Annotated in this window: 15 protein-coding genes and 1 pseudogene; 14 read left to right on the top strand and 2 right to left on the bottom strand. The window is 49.8% G+C overall.

What is annotated here, in order from left to right; genetic code table 11:
- The first annotated feature begins 126 nt into the window (after window positions 1–126).
- From RX717_RS13080 to RX717_RS13040, 9 genes are all read left to right on the top strand, one after another.
- Window positions 127–576 carry a MarR family transcriptional regulator gene (locus RX717_RS13080; protein WP_054328213.1) on the top strand — a complete coding sequence of 150 codons (450 nt, stop codon included), beginning with the start codon at window positions 127–129 and terminating at the stop codon, window positions 574–576.
- Window positions 577–612: 36 nt separating this feature from the next.
- Window positions 613–1,338 (top strand): L-2-amino-thiazoline-4-carboxylic acid hydrolase, encoded by a 726-nt coding sequence (locus RX717_RS13075; RefSeq protein ID WP_107631642.1) that lies wholly within the window; start codon window positions 613–615, stop codon window positions 1,336–1,338.
- 11 nt (window positions 1,339–1,349) lie between these two features.
- A complete protein-coding gene (locus tag RX717_RS13070; RefSeq protein ID WP_107631643.1) occupies window positions 1,350–3,158 on the top strand; it encodes an FAD-dependent oxidoreductase in 1,809 nt (602 codons plus the stop codon).
- A gap of 16 nt (window positions 3,159–3,174) precedes the next feature.
- Entirely contained in the window at window positions 3,175–3,483 is a 309-nt protein-coding gene (locus RX717_RS13065) for a 2Fe-2S iron-sulfur cluster-binding protein (protein WP_082397373.1), read from the top strand.
- 46 nt (window positions 3,484–3,529) lie between these two features.
- Window positions 3,530–4,792: an Nramp family divalent metal transporter gene (locus tag RX717_RS13060; RefSeq protein ID WP_054328216.1), complete on the top strand. Its 1,263-nt coding sequence runs from the start codon at window positions 3,530–3,532 to the stop codon at window positions 4,790–4,792.
- Window positions 4,793–4,870: 78 nt separating this feature from the next.
- Complete coding sequence (locus RX717_RS13055; protein WP_107631644.1) at window positions 4,871–5,614, top strand: SDR family NAD(P)-dependent oxidoreductase; 744 nt, start codon at window positions 4,871–4,873, stop codon at window positions 5,612–5,614.
- Window positions 5,615–5,628: 14 nt separating this feature from the next.
- On the top strand, window positions 5,629–6,807 hold the full coding sequence (locus tag RX717_RS13050) for a M20 metallopeptidase family protein (protein ID WP_054328218.1): 1,179 nt from the start codon (window positions 5,629–5,631) through the stop codon (window positions 6,805–6,807).
- Entirely contained in the window at window positions 6,804–7,649 is an 846-nt protein-coding gene (locus RX717_RS13045) for a nitroreductase family protein (RefSeq protein WP_054328219.1), read from the top strand. The genes RX717_RS13050 and RX717_RS13045 overlap by 4 nt, the downstream gene beginning before the upstream one ends.
- A 21-nt stretch (window positions 7,650–7,670) precedes the next feature.
- On the top strand, window positions 7,671–8,945 hold the full coding sequence (locus RX717_RS13040; protein WP_107631645.1) for an L-cysteine desulfidase family protein: 1,275 nt from the start codon (window positions 7,671–7,673) through the stop codon (window positions 8,943–8,945).
- A gap of 708 nt (window positions 8,946–9,653) precedes the next feature.
- Here the strand turns inward: RX717_RS13040 and RX717_RS13035 are convergent.
- Both RX717_RS13035 and RX717_RS13030 read right to left on the bottom strand, forming a co-directional pair.
- Window positions 9,654–9,941, bottom strand: coding sequence for an IS66 family transposase (locus tag RX717_RS13035; RefSeq protein WP_107631646.1), 288 nt, complete (start codon window positions 9,939–9,941; stop codon window positions 9,654–9,656).
- A gap of 102 nt (window positions 9,942–10,043) precedes the next feature.
- Window positions 10,044–12,698 carry a cation-translocating P-type ATPase gene (locus RX717_RS13030; protein WP_107631647.1) on the bottom strand — a complete coding sequence of 885 codons (2,655 nt, stop codon included), beginning with the start codon at window positions 12,696–12,698 and terminating at the stop codon, window positions 10,044–10,046.
- Window positions 12,699–13,189: 491 nt separating this feature from the next.
- Between RX717_RS13030 and RX717_RS13025 the strand changes: the two are divergent.
- The 5 genes and pseudogenes from RX717_RS13025 (at window position 13,190) to RX717_RS13005 (ending at window position 16,316) form a co-directional block, all read left to right on the top strand.
- Window positions 13,190–14,351: pseudogene (locus RX717_RS13025) on the top strand (IS110 family transposase).
- Between the two features lie 310 nt (window positions 14,352–14,661).
- Complete coding sequence (locus RX717_RS13020) at window positions 14,662–15,321, top strand: hypothetical protein (RefSeq protein WP_107631648.1); 660 nt, start codon at window positions 14,662–14,664, stop codon at window positions 15,319–15,321.
- Window positions 15,322–15,465: 144 nt separating this feature from the next.
- Window positions 15,466–15,588: a hypothetical protein gene (locus RX717_RS13015; RefSeq protein WP_256435243.1), complete on the top strand. Its 123-nt coding sequence runs from the start codon at window positions 15,466–15,468 to the stop codon at window positions 15,586–15,588.
- Between the two features lie 190 nt (window positions 15,589–15,778).
- Complete coding sequence (locus RX717_RS13010; RefSeq protein ID WP_242977917.1) at window positions 15,779–16,039, top strand: hypothetical protein; 261 nt, start codon at window positions 15,779–15,781, stop codon at window positions 16,037–16,039.
- Window positions 16,040–16,052: 13 nt separating this feature from the next.
- Window positions 16,053–16,316, top strand: coding sequence for a phage holin family protein (locus RX717_RS13005; RefSeq protein ID WP_054326343.1), 264 nt, complete (start codon window positions 16,053–16,055; stop codon window positions 16,314–16,316).
- The last annotated feature ends 321 nt before the right edge of the window (window positions 16,317–16,637 follow it).

Raw genomic sequence — 16,637 nt, 5'->3', positions numbered from 1 at the left:
TATCACAAATAAACAAATGAAAAGTTGTCATAATATATGAAAAATATAATAGGATAGAAAAGAGATTGACAGATCAAGCGGGTGGTGTTATATTTTGTTTAACAGGAAATAAAAAGAGGTGGAAATGTGGAAAACTTTTACCAGGAAACAGAAACAATTATGGTTCGCCTCTTTAACTGCTATACCAATTTGCAGCGCTCTAAACATGAATACTGCCCAGGGGTGGAGTTGTATCCGTCCGAGATTCATGCGATAGAATGCATTGCGGCGACCCGAGCGCTCAATCTGACGGAGCTCTCTAATCAGCTGGGATTGACGAAAGGTGCTGTGTCCAAAAGCGTTGGAAAGCTCGAGAAAATTGGACTACTGCGCCGCTACAAATATGTAAGTAATCAAAAGGAAGTATACTTCCATCTGACAGAGCTTGGAGTACAGGCGTATGAAGGGCATAAGCGCTACCATGAGGCGATGGATCGCGTGATGGAACAGTATGGGGAAGCGGTATCAAAAGAAAAGGGGGAGGAAATATTGCACTTTCTGCAGCTTTATCTGGAACAGATGCAAACATTGGGATGAAGAAGTGTGTTTGATTTTCAAAAGGGAGGTTTTTCTATGGATGTTATTCTTTCGTCGGCATCCCATCACGCAATGCTGTTTGCCTATTTGGCAAAACGGACGATAGATGCTTTTGGAGAGGCGGGCAAGGCTGCGGTAACGGCTGGTGTAAGGCATTATGGTGAGCAGCGGGGGCGCCGCATGGCGCTGCGCACGCAGGCGGATGGAAATCCGCTCGATGTGGAAAACTATCTGGTTTATGGCGAATGGGAGGCTTTCCCAGGGCAAATGGATCTTCGTTTCCCGCAATATGCACCGGAGGTACATATGGAAAACCATTGCTGCCCGTGGTATACCGAATGGAGTAAGCGTGGACTGCTGGAGTACGGAAGCTATTACTGCAAGGATGTAGACGCAGCGCTGGCACGCGGTTATAACGGAATGGAACTGAAGCTGCTGGCGAACCGGACACTGGGGGATGAGTTCTGCGATTTTATTTTTGACGGTTGCGGTGTGTCGACAGAACGGATGGAGGCGTTTGCAGAAAAACGGAACAAAATTGGCGGAAAAGCAAAAATGCCGTGGGAATATCATGTAGGCCATCTGTATAGTGCGATGCGGCAGGCGATTGTCTCCGCATTTGGCAAAGACGGAGAAAATGCCGTTGCGTTGGCAATGGAAGACTACAAAGAGGAATACGGCAAGGCAGCGCATGACTTGGTGCTCGAGTATGCGGATATTGATTATGACGCGATGCCTGCTTATGAGGGCATCGGAGACTGAGGAGTGTTTTTATGCTGCAGGATTTTGGGCGTATTATAGAGACTGATGTCGTTGCGGTCGGCGGCTCTGGTGCAGGCATCACAGCTGCAGTTTATGCTGCGCGTGCTGGCGCGCGAGTTGCCTTGGTTTCCAAGGGGAAAATTGGAGTGAGCGGCAATGCGATCATGGCCGGAGGCGGCTTTGGTGTGGATGGAGAGAGCGGCAAAAACCTGCTGCACCTGGATTTTGCTGACCCCTCTTTTACGAAGGAACGACTGTTCGACTGTATTGTGAAAGAATCATTTTATCTGGCAGACCAAAATATGGTGCGGCAGTATGTCGACGACGGGCCGATCGTGATGAAAGATTATCTGGGATGGGCCGAGCGAGCGGGACAGGACTTCTTCTGCTGTCCGCCAGCCAACTGGATTGCCTCCGGACTGAGCTTTACCAAAGCATTGGTACAAGGGTTGAAAGAAACCGCAGGCATTCAGACGTTTGAAGACATGATGATCGTTGAAGTGCTCACAAATGAAAAAACGGTCTGCGGCGCAGTTGGTATAGACATATATACTGGCGAGGCGGTTCTGTTCCGCACAAAGGCTGTTGTAATTGGAACCGGCGGCTATATGCCGTTTTCGATGAACAACACCGTGACTGATATGACTGGGGATGGGCCGGCAATGGCGTACAGGGCCGGCGCCCGGCTGACAGATATGGAATTTATCCTTTCGTTCCCGACTGCGGTGGTGCCGCAGGAGATGAGAGGCTCGATCTATCCTTATGTGTTTGAGTATAACATGCGCAATCTCAAATACACGATCAGGGACAAAAACGGCGATCCGTTGCCTATACCGGAGGAGGTCGTTAAGTTGTCTCGTGGAGGAAAGCTGAGTAAACTGGTCACCTCCTATTATTTCGGTTATGCGGCGGATCAAGGATTGGCGGGGCCGAATGGGGGATTCTTCTACGACTATTCTGCCAATAGCCGCGAAGAGAAAGAGGCAGGACTAAAGATTTTCTATGACCGGTTTGACCGGTGGCACAGGCATGGGTACTACAAGGGTGAGAGTCTGGCAACGGTCGAGCGGATGCTATTTGCAGACGAACCGATTGAGGTTGGTATTGGCGCGGAGTACTGCATGGGCGGCGTTGAAATTGACGACCAGATGCAGACAGGCGTAGATGGTCTGTACGTCGCGGGAGAAGCAGGCAGCGGCGTGTTCGGAGCCTGCCGAGTAGGGGATGGCCTTGTGGAGATGATGTGCCAAGGAATGCGTGCGGGCCGGAATGCTGCGGCATATGCGGAGCAAAGCAAGCTCCATGCTCTGGATGAAGCACAGTCAGCACAATGCTTAAACAAAATATTTGGTATTTTTGAACATCGAGGCGGAATGAACGCCTTGACGCTCTATGAGGAAATACAGAAAGCATGTGATGAGGGCTTCGGGCTGATTCGCAGTGAGGAGAGACTGAAAAAGGCGCTGCGGCGCATAGAAGAACTGGAGGCAGAGTGGAAAAACGTAACGCTGGTCAGCCAGAGCAGAGCGTACAATCTGGAATGGCTCGGCGCACTGCAGACACAGAATCTTCTGACCTGTTGTAAGGCAGGTATTTTGGCAGCAATCGAGCGTAAGGAAAGCCGCGGATGTCACATCCGCAAGGATTATCCGCAGGTGGATCATGATAATTATCTGATAAAATATGTTCACCATGACGAGGGCGGCGAAATGAAAACCGAAATACGCAGGCCGATTGTGGATCGCATGCCGCTGCCGACGGGCAAACGGGAAAACGTGATCGAATATTTCCTGGATCCCGCCCTGAAATATAAACGATGAGAAAGGGGCGTATCGAATGAAAGTGTTAATCGACCGGTATGATCCGGATACCGGACTGCGGCGGACGGATACCTTTGAAGTCGAGAATTCAGCCTGTGAGGGTATGACGGTAATGGGGCTGCTTAACCATATTTCGCTTCATTGTGATTCGACCCTGGCGTATTACCATCACAGCGTATGCGATCATGGTATTTGCGGACGGTGTACGCTGTCGGTAAATGGTAAGGTACGGCTTGCCTGTCTTACACCGGTAACCGGATATCAGGAACTCCATTTGGCACCGGCTGCAGGGCGTGTCGTAATACGGGATTTGGTGACAAAATAGATCATTTCACAAAAAGATTAAGTGGGTATTAAAGGAGGAAAGTAGCATGGCGAACCAGACACCGCAGAAAAACGTAGATGACTTTCAACTTCCAAAAGGCGGACTGATTAAAAAGCTGTTGTATATCATGGCGTTTGTTGGACCGGCTTCCATGATTTGCTCCACTTCAATGGGACCTGGCACAGCAACATCCTGTATTCAGGCAGGCTCCTTGTTTGGTTATGACTTGTTGTGGGTGGTTGTTTTAAGTGGTATCATGTGCGGCGGCGTGGCGTATATCGGCGCAAAAGTAACAGCGATCTCCGGACAGAATGTGTTCGACTTTATCCGGGGGAAAATCGGCAAGGTAGCCTCTACCATCCTGTTCATCGTTGTGCTGTGTACATGGTATATGGTTATTTATAGCCAGGGTTCCACAATGCGCCATTTAAACGATATCATGTTTGGCGAGCAGGCAGCATCCATCGTGTATGTGGTGACTATCCTGATTATCGCGTATTTGTATGTGGCCAGCTCAAATAACCGGATTATAAAAATCGCATCGGTCATGTGTACCCTGATGGCAATTATATTCTTTATCAATGTGTTTTTTGTCCGGCCGGATGCAGGACAGCTTGCGACCGGCATTATCCCCAAGCTGCCGTCCGGTGTAGAGCAGGCCGTCATTATCGCGGGTATAATCGGTGGTTCTGCGCCAGGCACCTCGGCGCTTTGGTATTCGTACTCGGTGAAAAATCAGAAATGGGATAAGCCCTCGGCGCTGGGCTTCATCAAATATGACCAGATCGTTTTTGCAACCATGTTTACGATCTTCAGCCTTGGTATCTTCCTCTCCGGTGCAGCAGTGCTGCATCCTGCGGGGATTCAGGTGGATTCTGCTCTTGACGCAGCGAAAGCGATCGAACCGCTGGCAGGCTCCTTTGGTACTTATATTTTTGTTGCCGGCTTCTGGGGCGCGGTCTTTACTACAATCGGCGGTATGAGCACGTTGGCGTCTTACTGCATTAACTCATTGTGCCATATCAGTGAGGATAACTCGGATATCAAGGTCCGCCGGCTGATTCTGATCGGTATTGTTATTAGCCTGATCGGCGGCCTTTCGGGCGGCAATGCCATGAACCTGTTGGTCAATGTAATGGGCCTGCTGAATGTGGGTGGATTGGTGATCATCTGCATCCTGACATTCTTCACGAGCAGTAAAAAGTTTGCAGGTGAGTATAAGAACAAATGGTATACCACGCTGATGGGTATTATCATTCTGGCTTTTAATGTATATTCTGCCTGGACATATGTCGCGCGTTTCCTGTAATAATGTGTTTTGGGGATATCCTCATAGGACCCTCCTGTGAGGATATCCTTATCTGGAACAAAGAGAGGAAGATGAGGCTTGGAATTAGAAAAGCGGGTAGCAATTGTAACAGGGGCCAGCTCCGGCATTGGTGCGGTGATAGCCCGATTTTACCTGAACGAGGGTGCGTTCGTATATGGATGTGGTCTGGAGACGTGTGCGGATATCACAGATGAGAATTTTGCCTACCAGAAAGCGAATATTTGTGACGAGGTACAGGCCGCCGCGGTGGTAAAGGGTTGTCAGGAGAAATTTGGGCATGTCGATATTCTGGTTAATTGTGCAGGTGTGACGGGGATTGGCACAATCGATAATACATCGGTCGAAGAATTTCGACGCCAGTTTGAGATCAATGTATTCGGTGTGTACACCATGACTAAAGCGGCGATCGACGCGATACGCTGCTCAGAGTATGCGGTAATTATCAATATCGTCTCCGAGCTGGGTGTGAAATGTATCCCGGAACGGGTTGCATATTGCCCGTCCAAAGCGGCGGTGGAGATGCTGACCCGCTGCTTGGCAGTCGACTGTGGACCGAGGGTGCGCGTCAATGGTATTCTGCCCGGCCTGACAGAGACGCCGATGACAAAAATGCGCTATGAAAATGCTCCCGATCCGGAGGCGGAAAGGCAAAAAACACGTAACCGCTATATCCTGAAGCGGATGTGTACGCCGGAGGACGTGGCGAATGGCGCGGTATTCCTTGCCTCCGACCGTGCTTCGTTTATCACGGGCGATATGCTGGCGGTTTGCGGCGGCGGACAGTTTATAACTACCCAGTAAACAGGAGAAATGGTATGAATATTTTGGAAGAGGCTGGGCGGCATCAGGAACGCCTGATTAGCCTGCGGCGTGATATCCACCGGCATCCAGAATTGAGTTGGAAAGAAACCCGTACACAGGGCGTCATCTGCCGCGAGCTGGATGAGCTGGGAATTCCTTATGAAAAGGTGTGTGGTACGGGTGTGATCGCAGTGCTGCGGGGCGAGCGGTCTGGCCCAGTGGTAGGGCTTCGTGCGGATATGGATGCGCTGCCAATTACGGAAAAGGGAAAGGCAGAATATTCGTCTGAAAATCAGGGTGTCATGCATGCCTGTGGACACGATTGCCATGTTGCCATGCTCTTGGTGGCTGCACGGATTTTGAAAGCGCACGAAAATGAGCTTTGCGGCACGATCAAGTTAATCTTTCAGCCGGCAGAGGAGGTAATAGAAGGGGCTCATGCGATGTATACGTTACCCCAGCTTGCAGATGTCGAGCAGATTTTTGGGGCTCATGTATGGATCGACCTTCCGGTCGGCATGATTTCGGCGGAGGTTGGCCCCCGCATGGCGAGCGCGGACAACATTTACCTGACGGTGGAAGGAAAAAGCGCACATGGTGCGCAGCCGCACCAGTCAGCCGATGCGATCGTGGCCGCCTGTGCAATTGTAAACGCCTTGCAGACCGTTGTGAGCCGTACCGTGGATCCGCTTGAGCCAGCCGTCGTGACGATCGGAACGATCGCCGGTGGAACCTCGTCGAATATTATTGCCAACGAGGTTAAGCTTTCGGGAACGGTAAGATCGTTCCAGCCAGCGGTGCGCGACGCAGTGGAGCGGAGGCTGGAGCAAATCGCCTGCACGACCGCACAGGCCTATGGAACCACCTGCCGTTTTGAATACCGCCGCTGCACTCCTGCAACGATCAATGAAGCGGCATCGACCGAGATCGCGCGCAAAGCAGTCAAAACATTGTTCGGCGACAGCGCGCTTGCACATTTGAAAGAAACCACAGGTGGAGAGGATTTCGCATGGTTCCTGGAGCGGATACCGGGATGTTATGTATTCGTTGGCGCACGCAATGAGGAAACAGGAAAATGCTGGCCCCATCATCATGAATGCTTTGATGTCGACGAACAGGCCTTGGTCAACGGCGCGGCCGTTCTGGCACAGGTCGGCTTGGATGCAGGTATGAAAAGGAGTGTGCAGAAATGAGTGATAAGATCAACTTCTCGGCTGCGTTCAATAAAACCAAAGAAGAGCTTTTGTCGATGGATGAAACCGAATTTCGCGCCCGATTCCGAGAACGCTGCCATCATACCATGGAGATACAGGTGTATGCGGCTGCATACCGGGGACGGACGCTGTCGGCGGATCAACCAAAAACCGCACGACTGTTTATGGAAGTCTGGCGGGAAAGAGGGTTGCCTGAAACTCTGCCTGAGTATGTATTTGCATCCAAGCTGTTATCGTTTGCTGAGGAATTGATACAAGGAGGAAACCTTGATTTGACGCCTTACGCGCCTGCTCCCCTATCTGAGGAGGCACGGCAAGGATTTGAGCGTGTCCTGTATGAGCGCCGTTCGGTGCGGGAATGGAGTGAGGAAAAAGTACCGGACGAGTTGATTAAGAAGGTGCTGAAAGCAGGGTTGTGGGCAGCACATGCATGCAATTTGCAGTCAATACGGTATCTTGTAATTCGTGAAGAAAACTGTCCAGGCCTGTTCCGCGGAAGCGATATCCCAGGGGGGCCGGTACATATCGTGCTTTTACAGGATATGCGCGTGTACCGTGCCAATCCAGTCATGCCAGAGAGCAACCAGCTTTTGGATGCCGGGGCCGCAGGGCAGAATCTTGTACTTGCCGCACATGCCTATGGGCTGGGCGGATGCTGGCTCACTTTCACAAGCGAGCAGATGAAACAGCGCATCAGGGAACATGTGGGATTGCCGGAGGAGATTCGAATGACGACCTATGTGGATGTAGGATTCCCAGACCAATCACCATATCCGCCGCAGAGGATATCGGTAGAGGAAGCAGTTTTCCACTGGGAATGAGAAATATTGGAGGAAGACGCTATGGAGCGTAAGCTTTACGACAACTACCTGGCGATATTGAAAAGCGAGTTGATGGTCGCGCTGGGCTGCACCGAACCAATCGCAATCGCCTATGCCGCAGCACGGGCACGTGAAACGCTGGGGAGTGAGCCGGCAGAATGCGTTGTGCGCTGCAGTGGAAATATTGTCAAGAACGTGATGGGCGTGACGGTCCCGAATTCAGGGGGGATGCGCGGGATAGACGTAGCGGCTGTGCTGGGTGTCGTAGGTGGGGATGCATCGCGTGAATTGCAGGTGCTGGAATCCGTGCGGCCAGAGCATATTGAAAGGACAAAGGCTTTGCTGCGGGCGGGTTTTTGCACCTGTACACTGGCCGAAGGGGTAGAAAATCTATATGTTGAAGTCCGGTTGACTGATACGGAGGGACATTGGGCGTCGGTGGAAGTAAAAGACCGGCATAATCATATCACGCAAATCTGCAAGGACGGTGACATCTTATTTTCTGATGGAGCGCTTCAACAAGATAGCGAACAGGCCGGAGATAAATCGCTTCTTACCGTAAAAAATATTCTGGAGTTTGCGGACACAGTCCGATTTGCAGATATCGAGGAGATAATCGGAAGGCAGGTGGAATGCAACACCGCGATTTCTCAAGAGGGGCTTAAAGGAAGCTATGGTGCACAAACTGGCCGTGTGCTGCTGGAGACGGGAAGAGCGGACCTACATACGAGAGCGAAAGCGGCAGCGGCAGCGGGTAGCGATGCACGCATGAGTGGATGTCCCTTACCAGTAGTAATTAACTCTGGGAGCGGAAACCAAGGTATCACAATTACTATGCCGCTGGTGGAATATGCCAAAGCCTATAGTATTGGTAAGGAGCGCCTGTACCGCTCTCTGGCGGCGGCTAATTTGATTGCAATCCATCAGAAAAAGTATATTGGAAGTCTATCCGCCTATTGTGGAGCGGTCAGTGCAGCCTGTGGAGCAGGGGCTGGGATTGCTTATATGCTTGGTGGGTCATATGAACTGGTATCGTGGACGATCACAAATACGATTGCAACGATTGGCGGCATGGTGTGTGACGGTGCGAAATCCTCCTGTGCGACAAAAATCGCCTCTGCGGTAGAGTGTGCGCTGCTTGGCCTTGATATGGCCAAAAAGGGGCATGTATTTCAACCGGGAGAAGGTATTGTAAAAGATACAGTTGAGAAAACAATAGAGAGTATGGGACGTGTAGGACGCGTGGGTATGCACGAAACCGACATTGAAATACTCCATATTATGATGGGGAAATAAATACAACAGATATATGGAAAAGACCGGATGCTTGCGCTTCCGGTCTTTTCCATGTGTAAGTATTGTCGGTAAAAAAGGTGCGCAAAAGTTTGAAATAGGTCGGGGAAAAAAGAGACGTTATCAACACCAGAAAAACAGGTGCCCTTAGTTTGGCGAAGACTAAAGGCGGTAGCGGAAATTAAGAAGGGTTCAGGTAGATTATATCAAAGACTAAGTCTGCGAGAAATATCACGGAGGGCGGGATAAAGTTTTCAGACGGTACAGAAATATTGCATATCAGGAAAACTTGAGCGTAAAGGAACTGTATGGACAAAAGGCTGGGAGGGGACAGAAAGCTGACTCGAAAACATCGTCACACAGTGATGCAGATCTATTGCCGTCTGGTGGATGAGTGAGGAATACAGAGCCAAAGCTCGCAACTCGTGCAGATCGAACATCTAAAATACGTCCTGAGGTGGCGAGACTGCAGCCCATGCGATTGGTATGGCGTATGGATGCAGGGCTGGTATTTTCATCAGCACAGGGTCTCCATACAGGGGGGAATATTATTGTGTGGATAGCCCTCTTCAGATATCAGTGCGGCAAGTAAAACGCCATGTTTCACCGCGGGATATGCCAGTGAGTCTGCTTGTGGATGGTTAAGTATCCATTCAAAGTTATCATTGAAATATCCTGCTCTTGTGTGAACTCCTGAAATTTGCTCCTTTTTTAGTCTTTTTTCAGAATCTGAAGAGTAGTTTTATCCGCATACAGGACTTCCGCCTGCATAAGTCTGCGGTGCATTTCATCGCAGATTGGTGCCCACCGGTCATCCGTTGCGCGAAGTATCCAGATGGTCATGGTTTGCCGCGAAAAACTAATATTAGAACTATTTGGATCCTGCTCTTGGCGATAAAGAGGGGATGCCCTTACAAACTTCTGCACCATGATATGATCAATCGCTTCCGGCGAAGAAAAGCGGCTCAGTATCACGGCTGAAATCTTCTTCTTTTTCATGCTCGGCGTTTCCGTTGACTCAACCCTATATTCCTAGAAAGCGTTTGTAGACAAAATATTGGTGTTCTAAGAAAAGCAGAGACGCCTCCTCTGCCTTTTTGCTTATTTATGGTTGCTTTTTTTTATTATTTTCGCAATTTCCACTTGAAGAATTGACATAAGGGACAGGCACGCCACAATTAACCATTGAGTGCCATCCAACCTGGTCAGTTGGAACGAACTTTGAAGCGTAGGCACAAATAGAATACACGCCATCAGAATTGCAGAGGCAACAAAGGAAAGGATCAGCCAGGGATTGATTCCCTCGTCTCGCACCCAAATCGGCTCTGTGTTTGAGCGCTGGTTAAAAGCTCGCAGCATCTGTGAAAATGCCAGCACAGAGAAAGCCATTGTCTGGCCGGTCACATGACTACCTATGCTTGCACCAATCCAGTAAGCACAGATGGTCATAGCCGCCACAAAGATACCCTGTGTAATAACACGGCGCACCAGATCTTTTTCAAACAAAGTGCCTGATTTTACCGGCTTATGATTCATAATATTTTTGCTGGCCGGATCAATGCCCAGTGCCAATGCAGGCAATGTAGCTGTGGCGAGGTTTACCCACAAAATGTGTACGGCCAGAAGCGGTGCAGCCCAGTTAAACAGGGTTGCAATAAACAAAGTCAGGATTTCCGCTATATTACCGACCAGTAGGAACTGAATCACCTTTTGGATATTGCGGTAAACACGACGACCTTCCTTGATGGCACAAGCGATGGTGGTAAAGCTGTCATCCAGCAAGATCATGTCAGCGGCATCTTTTGCCACGTCTGTGCCGGTGACACCCATTGCTACTCCTATATCTGCTGCTTTCAGGGCAGGAGAATCGTTGACGCCATCGCCTGTCATAGCCACTACTTCACCGGAGCGTTTCAAACTCTGGATGATACGGAGTTTATCCGAAGGGGATACACGGGCGAATACAGTTGTTGTTTTCACCGCATCGTCTAATTCATCATCCGTCATCGCATCCAGATCCTCAACGGATATGACCGTATTACCTTTCCGGTAAATATCTAATTCCTTTGCAATGGTAAGAGCAGTCGCCTTGTGGTCGCCGGTGATCATAATTGTTCGGATACCTGCTCGTCGGCAGATGCGCACAGAGTCGGCTACCTCTTTGCGAGGGGGGTCAATCATTCCGGCCACGCCGATAAAGGTCATGTCAAACTCTACACTTTCGTCGTCATCAGACGGCAGTATTGGGAGTATTCGCATGGCAAAACCAAGCACACGCAGTGCATTTTTCGACATGGAAAGACAAAGTCCTGCTATGTTATCCCGATCGGCTTCTGTAATAAAACGTACACCCTCTGATGTGAGAATATGTGTGCATAGTGGGAGCATTTCATCCACTGCGCCCTTAGTATAAGAGGTCCACTTTCCATTGATGCGGTGAACCGTGGTCATTCTTTTTCGTTCTGAATCAAACGGTTGCTCAAATACACGAGGATATTTATCCTCAAGCTCTTCATGATCGATTCCGAATGCCCGCGCCATATAAATCAGCGCACCTTCGGTAGGGTCGCCGATGACCGCTCCCTTTCTGCCCGGGTCAATACTGGCATCGTTGCAGAGCGCTGATGCATAAACCAATTCCCTATATACTTCGGGATGCTGTTTTGCAACACTTTCAACTGGAGTGGTTGTGCCGGTTTCAAAATCCCCGTTGACTGCAATATGAGTTACCGTCATTTTATTGAGGGTAAGAGTACCGGTTTTATCAGAACAAATGACAGTGGCGTTGCCAAGAGTTTCTACTGCGGGTAATTTGCGAATCAATGCATTTTGCTTCGCCATACGTTGTACGCCTAAAGCCATCACAATAGTAGCTGTGGCAGGCAAGCCTTCTGGAATGATGGAAATCGCCAATGAAATTGCAAGAAGAAACTGTGGAATCAACGGACGGTGATAAAAAGTGCCGATAGCGAAAATCAGGGTGCAGATAATTAGGCCAACAACAGTCAAGGTCTTACCAACCGCATTTAGCTTGCGTTTTAAGGGCGTATCCATATCGTCCTGATTGTCCAGCAGACCGGCAATATTACCCACCTCAGTATCCATGCCGGTGGCTACTACAACTCCAGCCGCTCGCCCGTATGTGACAATGGAGGAGGCGTACGCCATATTGCTGCGGTCCCCCAAGGGACAGACTTCTGGCAGTATGTTTTCCGCATCCTTCTCGGAGGGTACAGACTCCCCTGTCAAAGAAGCCTCCTGAACCTTTAAGTTTGCAGAATCAATCAAGCGCAGATCCGCCGGAACCATATCTCCATCGCCAAGTATTACAATGTCACCCACTACCAGTTCGCTGGCGGAAATGACGCTCTCTTCGCCTTGACGTAATACACGGGCTGTGGGGGTGCTCATATTGCGCAGTGCTTCCAGAGAGGATTGCGCTTTCTTTTCCTGCACAATGCCGATGATGGCGTTGAAAATAACAATGGTAAAGATTACAGCCGCCTCCGTCCACTCCTGTAAGATTGCGGAAAAAGCAGCCGCGCCGATGAGGATAAGTACCATCGGGTCAAGGATTTGCGCTTTCAGCATTTGCGGGATTGTTTTTGGCGGTTTCGAGCACAGCTCATTGCGCCCATTTTTTCTTAACCTTTCGACAGCCTCGGCATCAGCCAATCCCTTCTCGGAGGTATGTAGAGCCTGATAGACCTCCGTAAGTTTCAGTGTGTGCCAAGGTGTCTGCCTGTGTCGATCCATAAAGGATCAATCACTCCTTTCTTTGATAAAATTGATATTCTGACCGCCTTTCAGCGGTGATCAGCAAACAGAAATACAAAAAGGCATAGCCTGCTATCTAACGATTAGACGCAGGTTATGCCTATATTAACGATATTCAGTTTACAGCAAATATTACTTCGGTCAGCGTCGCTACTGTCGGCGTCGTCCATGATAGTTCTTTCAATCCTTTTTTTCAATCTTTCAAAAGTATACAAGAGGATATTCAATAAGTCAAGAGCTGAATTGATGATTTGCTGTAAATACTTTCCACCTCGAAAATAAAACATTTCAATATATAGCGCACAAAGAAATTTTCAGAGGATTTGAAATTAAAAATACCACAGGGGATATTAAAATGCCGACACTGCCAGCGCTTACAGAATCAATGGCCTAACATTCATTATCTTCCTTTGCCTCTGCCTGTAATCCGATGCTTTATTTGCCGCTACTACAATATTGCCGGCAAAAGCATGATCGCCGTCATGCGGGCTTTGTGAGAGATGGTGCCCCCTCCCTTTGAGGTGGGACACACAGATGTTGAGTTGTACGAACTGTCCGAACTGCTGTGGGAACTGGACGGCGAAAATCGCATACTGATGGAGACTGCGGGGAACTGCCATTTGCCGGTTGCCAGCCTCCTTTACCATTCCGAGTTTTACGGTTCCGTGGTGAACGCCATGCTGATGCATGGCTACGGGAGTAACAGTCTACGGCGGGCCAAGACCGACAAGAAAGACGCGATCAAGCTGGCCAATTACGGTCTTGACCACTGGCTGGCGATGCCCAGTACATCCCAGAGGATGAGATACGGCTCATGCTGAAAACCACATACCGACAGTACCAGCAATGTGCCAAGGTGCAGACCATGCTCAAAAACAACCGGATTTCCTTGCTCGCCACCGCTTTCCCTGATGCAAACCGCCTGTTTATCAGCCCTGTCAGGGCGAATGGCAGCGAGAAATGGATAGGCTTTGTAGCTGCTTTCCCGCATTGTGAGTGTGTCTGTGGGTTAACCAAAAAGGCTTTTACAGCCAAGTACCAGAGGTGGTGCAACAAACACGGTTACAACTTCAGCCAGGATAAGGCGCTGGACAGTTATACCTCCGCCTGTGGACATTTCAGTGTCATGCCCAAGGCCAATACGACCAGGCTCCTGATAGAGCAGGCGGTGTTCCAACTCTGGGCTGTATCCACTGCACTGGCTGCGCTCAGAAATGCAGTCTCTGGCGGCATCGCTGCCGGAGTACTCCATTGTGATGGGGATGTTCGGTGTTGTGATCCGGCTCTCGGCTCCAGCTTATGGCGGAGATCGGCGCTGTGCGCCGTTTCCACTCCAAGAAAGCGTTGGTGGCCTTCGCGGGCATCGACGCCCCTCCATACCAGTCCGGCCAGATGGAAGTCCGTAGCCGCAGCATCTCCAAACGGGGTTCCTCCGCTCTGCGCAGAACATTGTTCCTGGTGATGAGCGTGATTTTCCAGCGTTCCTCCGCCGATGAGCCGGTGTACCAATTCATGGATAAGAAACGTGCTGAGGGAAAGCCCTATCGTGTTTACATGATGGCCTCCGCCAACAAATTCCTGCGCATTTACTACGCCACTGTGAAAAAGCATCTGGATAGTCTCGAAGCCTGATCTTATCCTGAACCTGTCCATTCTGGGCCAGAGTCAAAATTTCCGGTGGCTTGGTTTTCTGTGTCCTTTTTGCCGCACCTAAAAATAGCGGTTCATTTCAATTCGGTTCTTGACATTCGTGCCCATATAGAATCAACAGGTGCTGCCTGCTTTAACTTTTTCGTGCTCATTTGCTTAACTTTCTATTTAACAAACACAGTATATGGCGGGGCAAATACAACTGGCGAAGTATTAGCGGCAAATGCAGATAAAAATAAAGTCGTCTTTGTATGGTCATCAAACAGTTTAGAAAGTTCTGCAACCGTCATTAATGGAACAGCCGAAACAACCATTAAAAATGCTGAATATGCTTCGGGCATACATCGCTGTTACTGATAATAAAGTTCTTATCGCATACGCCAATAATAATAATTCCTTCTATGGCACAACCACCATCCTTGAAGTATTCGGCAACCAAATCGCAGGCTCGTTCCTGAACAACTCCAAAGACGCAATAGCCCTTGAATCCGGCGAGGACGGCGAAACCATCAAAACCGGCTTTGGCGGGTACTGCACATGCGAGGGCATAACCGCAGGACAGATGATCGATTCAGAGGGAGTAACAGCGTATAGCCCGCTGGATGAGTGGCTGGAAATCAAAGACCCGTGGGCGAGAGGGTATGTGACGGGAGAATATACAGGCGACGGTACAACAAAAGCAACTATTGATGTAGGATTTAAGCCCGCGATGGTTGCGATTTATAGCGCTTATAACGAAACTTCGGATTTGGCTAAATTGTCCCAATTCGTGATTTTCCCAGAGCAAACAGCAATTCGATCACCGTTTAGTGCGAGCGTTAGCTATTCGATTAGTTTGGCCTGGTCTGATACAGGCGTTACTCTTACTGGCACACTCAATGGCACTACGATGCCAAATGCAAACGAAAAGCTATACAAATACATTGCAATGAAGAAATGGGGTGTTGAATGATGCTCATTGTAAATGAAGTTACCAGACAGATGCGCACCCTCCACCACGGACAAGCACCGAATGGGTGGCTGTCCCTGTCAGTCTTGAACCCTGTGCGCGTATTACTGCCCGTACTGCGAGTTGGCGATTGAGGACGGCGCGCTGGTGGATATTACGCCGACCGCCCGACCTCCTGAACCGGAGCCGGAACCGACGCAGGAAGAGCAACTCCGCGCGGACGTGGATTTTATCGCGGCTATGACGGGGTGGAGCTATGACAGTATTTGAAATGGCGTGACAATATAAAAACACAGGCGAAAGCTGAAAAGGAAAGTATGATGTACAAGAACCTGCTGATTGAAAACGGGTTCCTGCAGGGCTGACCAGGAAGGAGGTGACGGGGCGGGTCAAACCGCCCCACTTGCCTATGGAAAACCAATGAACAAACAATCCGCACGAGTGCATCACGCTTGCCCGCGTGGAAGCGTTGGAAAAGCGGATGGACAGGGCGGGCGACACGCACAAGGAGTTCTTTGACCGTATCCGCGCATTGGAGCAGGACAGCGCGGTACAGGAGGAACGGTATAACACCATTATTGAGAAACTGGATAGCCTGACCGCTACCGTCGCGGAGGTTACAAGTAAGCCTGCAAGACGGTGGGAAAGCATTGTGGACAAGTCGGTACGGGCAGTTCTGGCGGCAGTAATCGCATTCCTGCTTGCAAGAATTGGACTTTGAAAGGAGCGTACTTATGGAAAGTTTGGGATTTACGGCGATTCCGGCAATCATGGTAATTTGCTATCTGATCGCACAGACCGTAAAGGCTACGGCGCTTGACAACAAGTGGCTGCCGATTATCTGCGGCATTTCCGGCGCGGTGCTGGGAATTGCAGCGATGCGGATTATGCCGGAGTATGGCGCAAACGACCCGCTGACGGCAATTGCAATCGGCATTGTGTCCGGCCTTGCGGCGACGGGTGTAAACCAGATTGTCAAACAGCTCGGACAGAAATAAAAAAGCCGCCCGATGGCGGCAAATTGACATAGCGCGGCGTGCGATGGTATAATATGTCGGGCGCTGTCGTTCCCAGCGGCGGGCGGTTGGCCACTCTCCTGTAAAAGGGAGGTGGTGCTTATGGGCATAAAACTCTTCCGAGTTTTGATATGTGCAATCTTATTGCTACATATTTTGACCATAAACGCGAAATAACCGCCCCATCGACCAAAATGTAGCGGTTATTTCATAACTTCCTCATTCAGGGTCAACCGCTCGTCGGCAACGCCCCTTTTATAGATATTATACCATAAGCCCCGCCAGTGTCAAGGTGGGGCTTTT

The organism is Intestinibacillus sp. NTUH-41-i26 (assembly GCF_032769475.1).
GTDB classification, from domain to species: domain Bacteria; phylum Bacillota; class Clostridia; order Oscillospirales; family Butyricicoccaceae; genus Agathobaculum; species Agathobaculum ammoniilyticum.
Note: the sequence above shows the minus strand (reverse complement) of the source record. Positions and strands in the feature narration are given on the sequence as shown.

Bases quoted from the DNA above. Each gene is read 5' to 3' on its own strand.
- RX717_RS13005 (WP_054326343.1), top strand. From the start codon at position 16,053: ATGGAAAGTTTGGGATTTACGGCGATTCCGGCAATCATGGTAATTTGC.
- RX717_RS13065 (WP_082397373.1), top strand. From the start codon at position 3,175: ATGAAAGTGTTAATCGACCGGTATGATCCGGATACCGGACTGCGGCGG.
- RX717_RS13045 (WP_054328219.1), top strand. From the start codon at position 6,804: ATGAGTGATAAGATCAACTTCTCGGCTGCGTTCAATAAAACCAAAGAA.
- RX717_RS13050 (WP_054328218.1), top strand. From the start codon at position 5,629: ATGAATATTTTGGAAGAGGCTGGGCGGCATCAGGAACGCCTGATTAGC.
- RX717_RS13060 (WP_054328216.1), top strand. From the start codon at position 3,530: ATGGCGAACCAGACACCGCAGAAAAACGTAGATGACTTTCAACTTCCA.
- RX717_RS13040 (WP_107631645.1), top strand. From the start codon at position 7,671: ATGGAGCGTAAGCTTTACGACAACTACCTGGCGATATTGAAAAGCGAG.
- RX717_RS13035 (WP_107631646.1), bottom strand. From the start codon at position 9,941: ATGAAAAAGAAGAAGATTTCAGCCGTGATACTGAGCCGCTTTTCTTCG.
- RX717_RS13070 (WP_107631643.1), top strand. From the start codon at position 1,350: ATGCTGCAGGATTTTGGGCGTATTATAGAGACTGATGTCGTTGCGGTC.
- RX717_RS13020 (WP_107631648.1), top strand. From the start codon at position 14,662: ATGGAACAGCCGAAACAACCATTAAAAATGCTGAATATGCTTCGGGCA.
- RX717_RS13075 (WP_107631642.1), top strand. From the start codon at position 613: ATGGATGTTATTCTTTCGTCGGCATCCCATCACGCAATGCTGTTTGCC.
- RX717_RS13030 (WP_107631647.1), bottom strand. From the start codon at position 12,698: ATGGATCGACACAGGCAGACACCTTGGCACACACTGAAACTTACGGAG.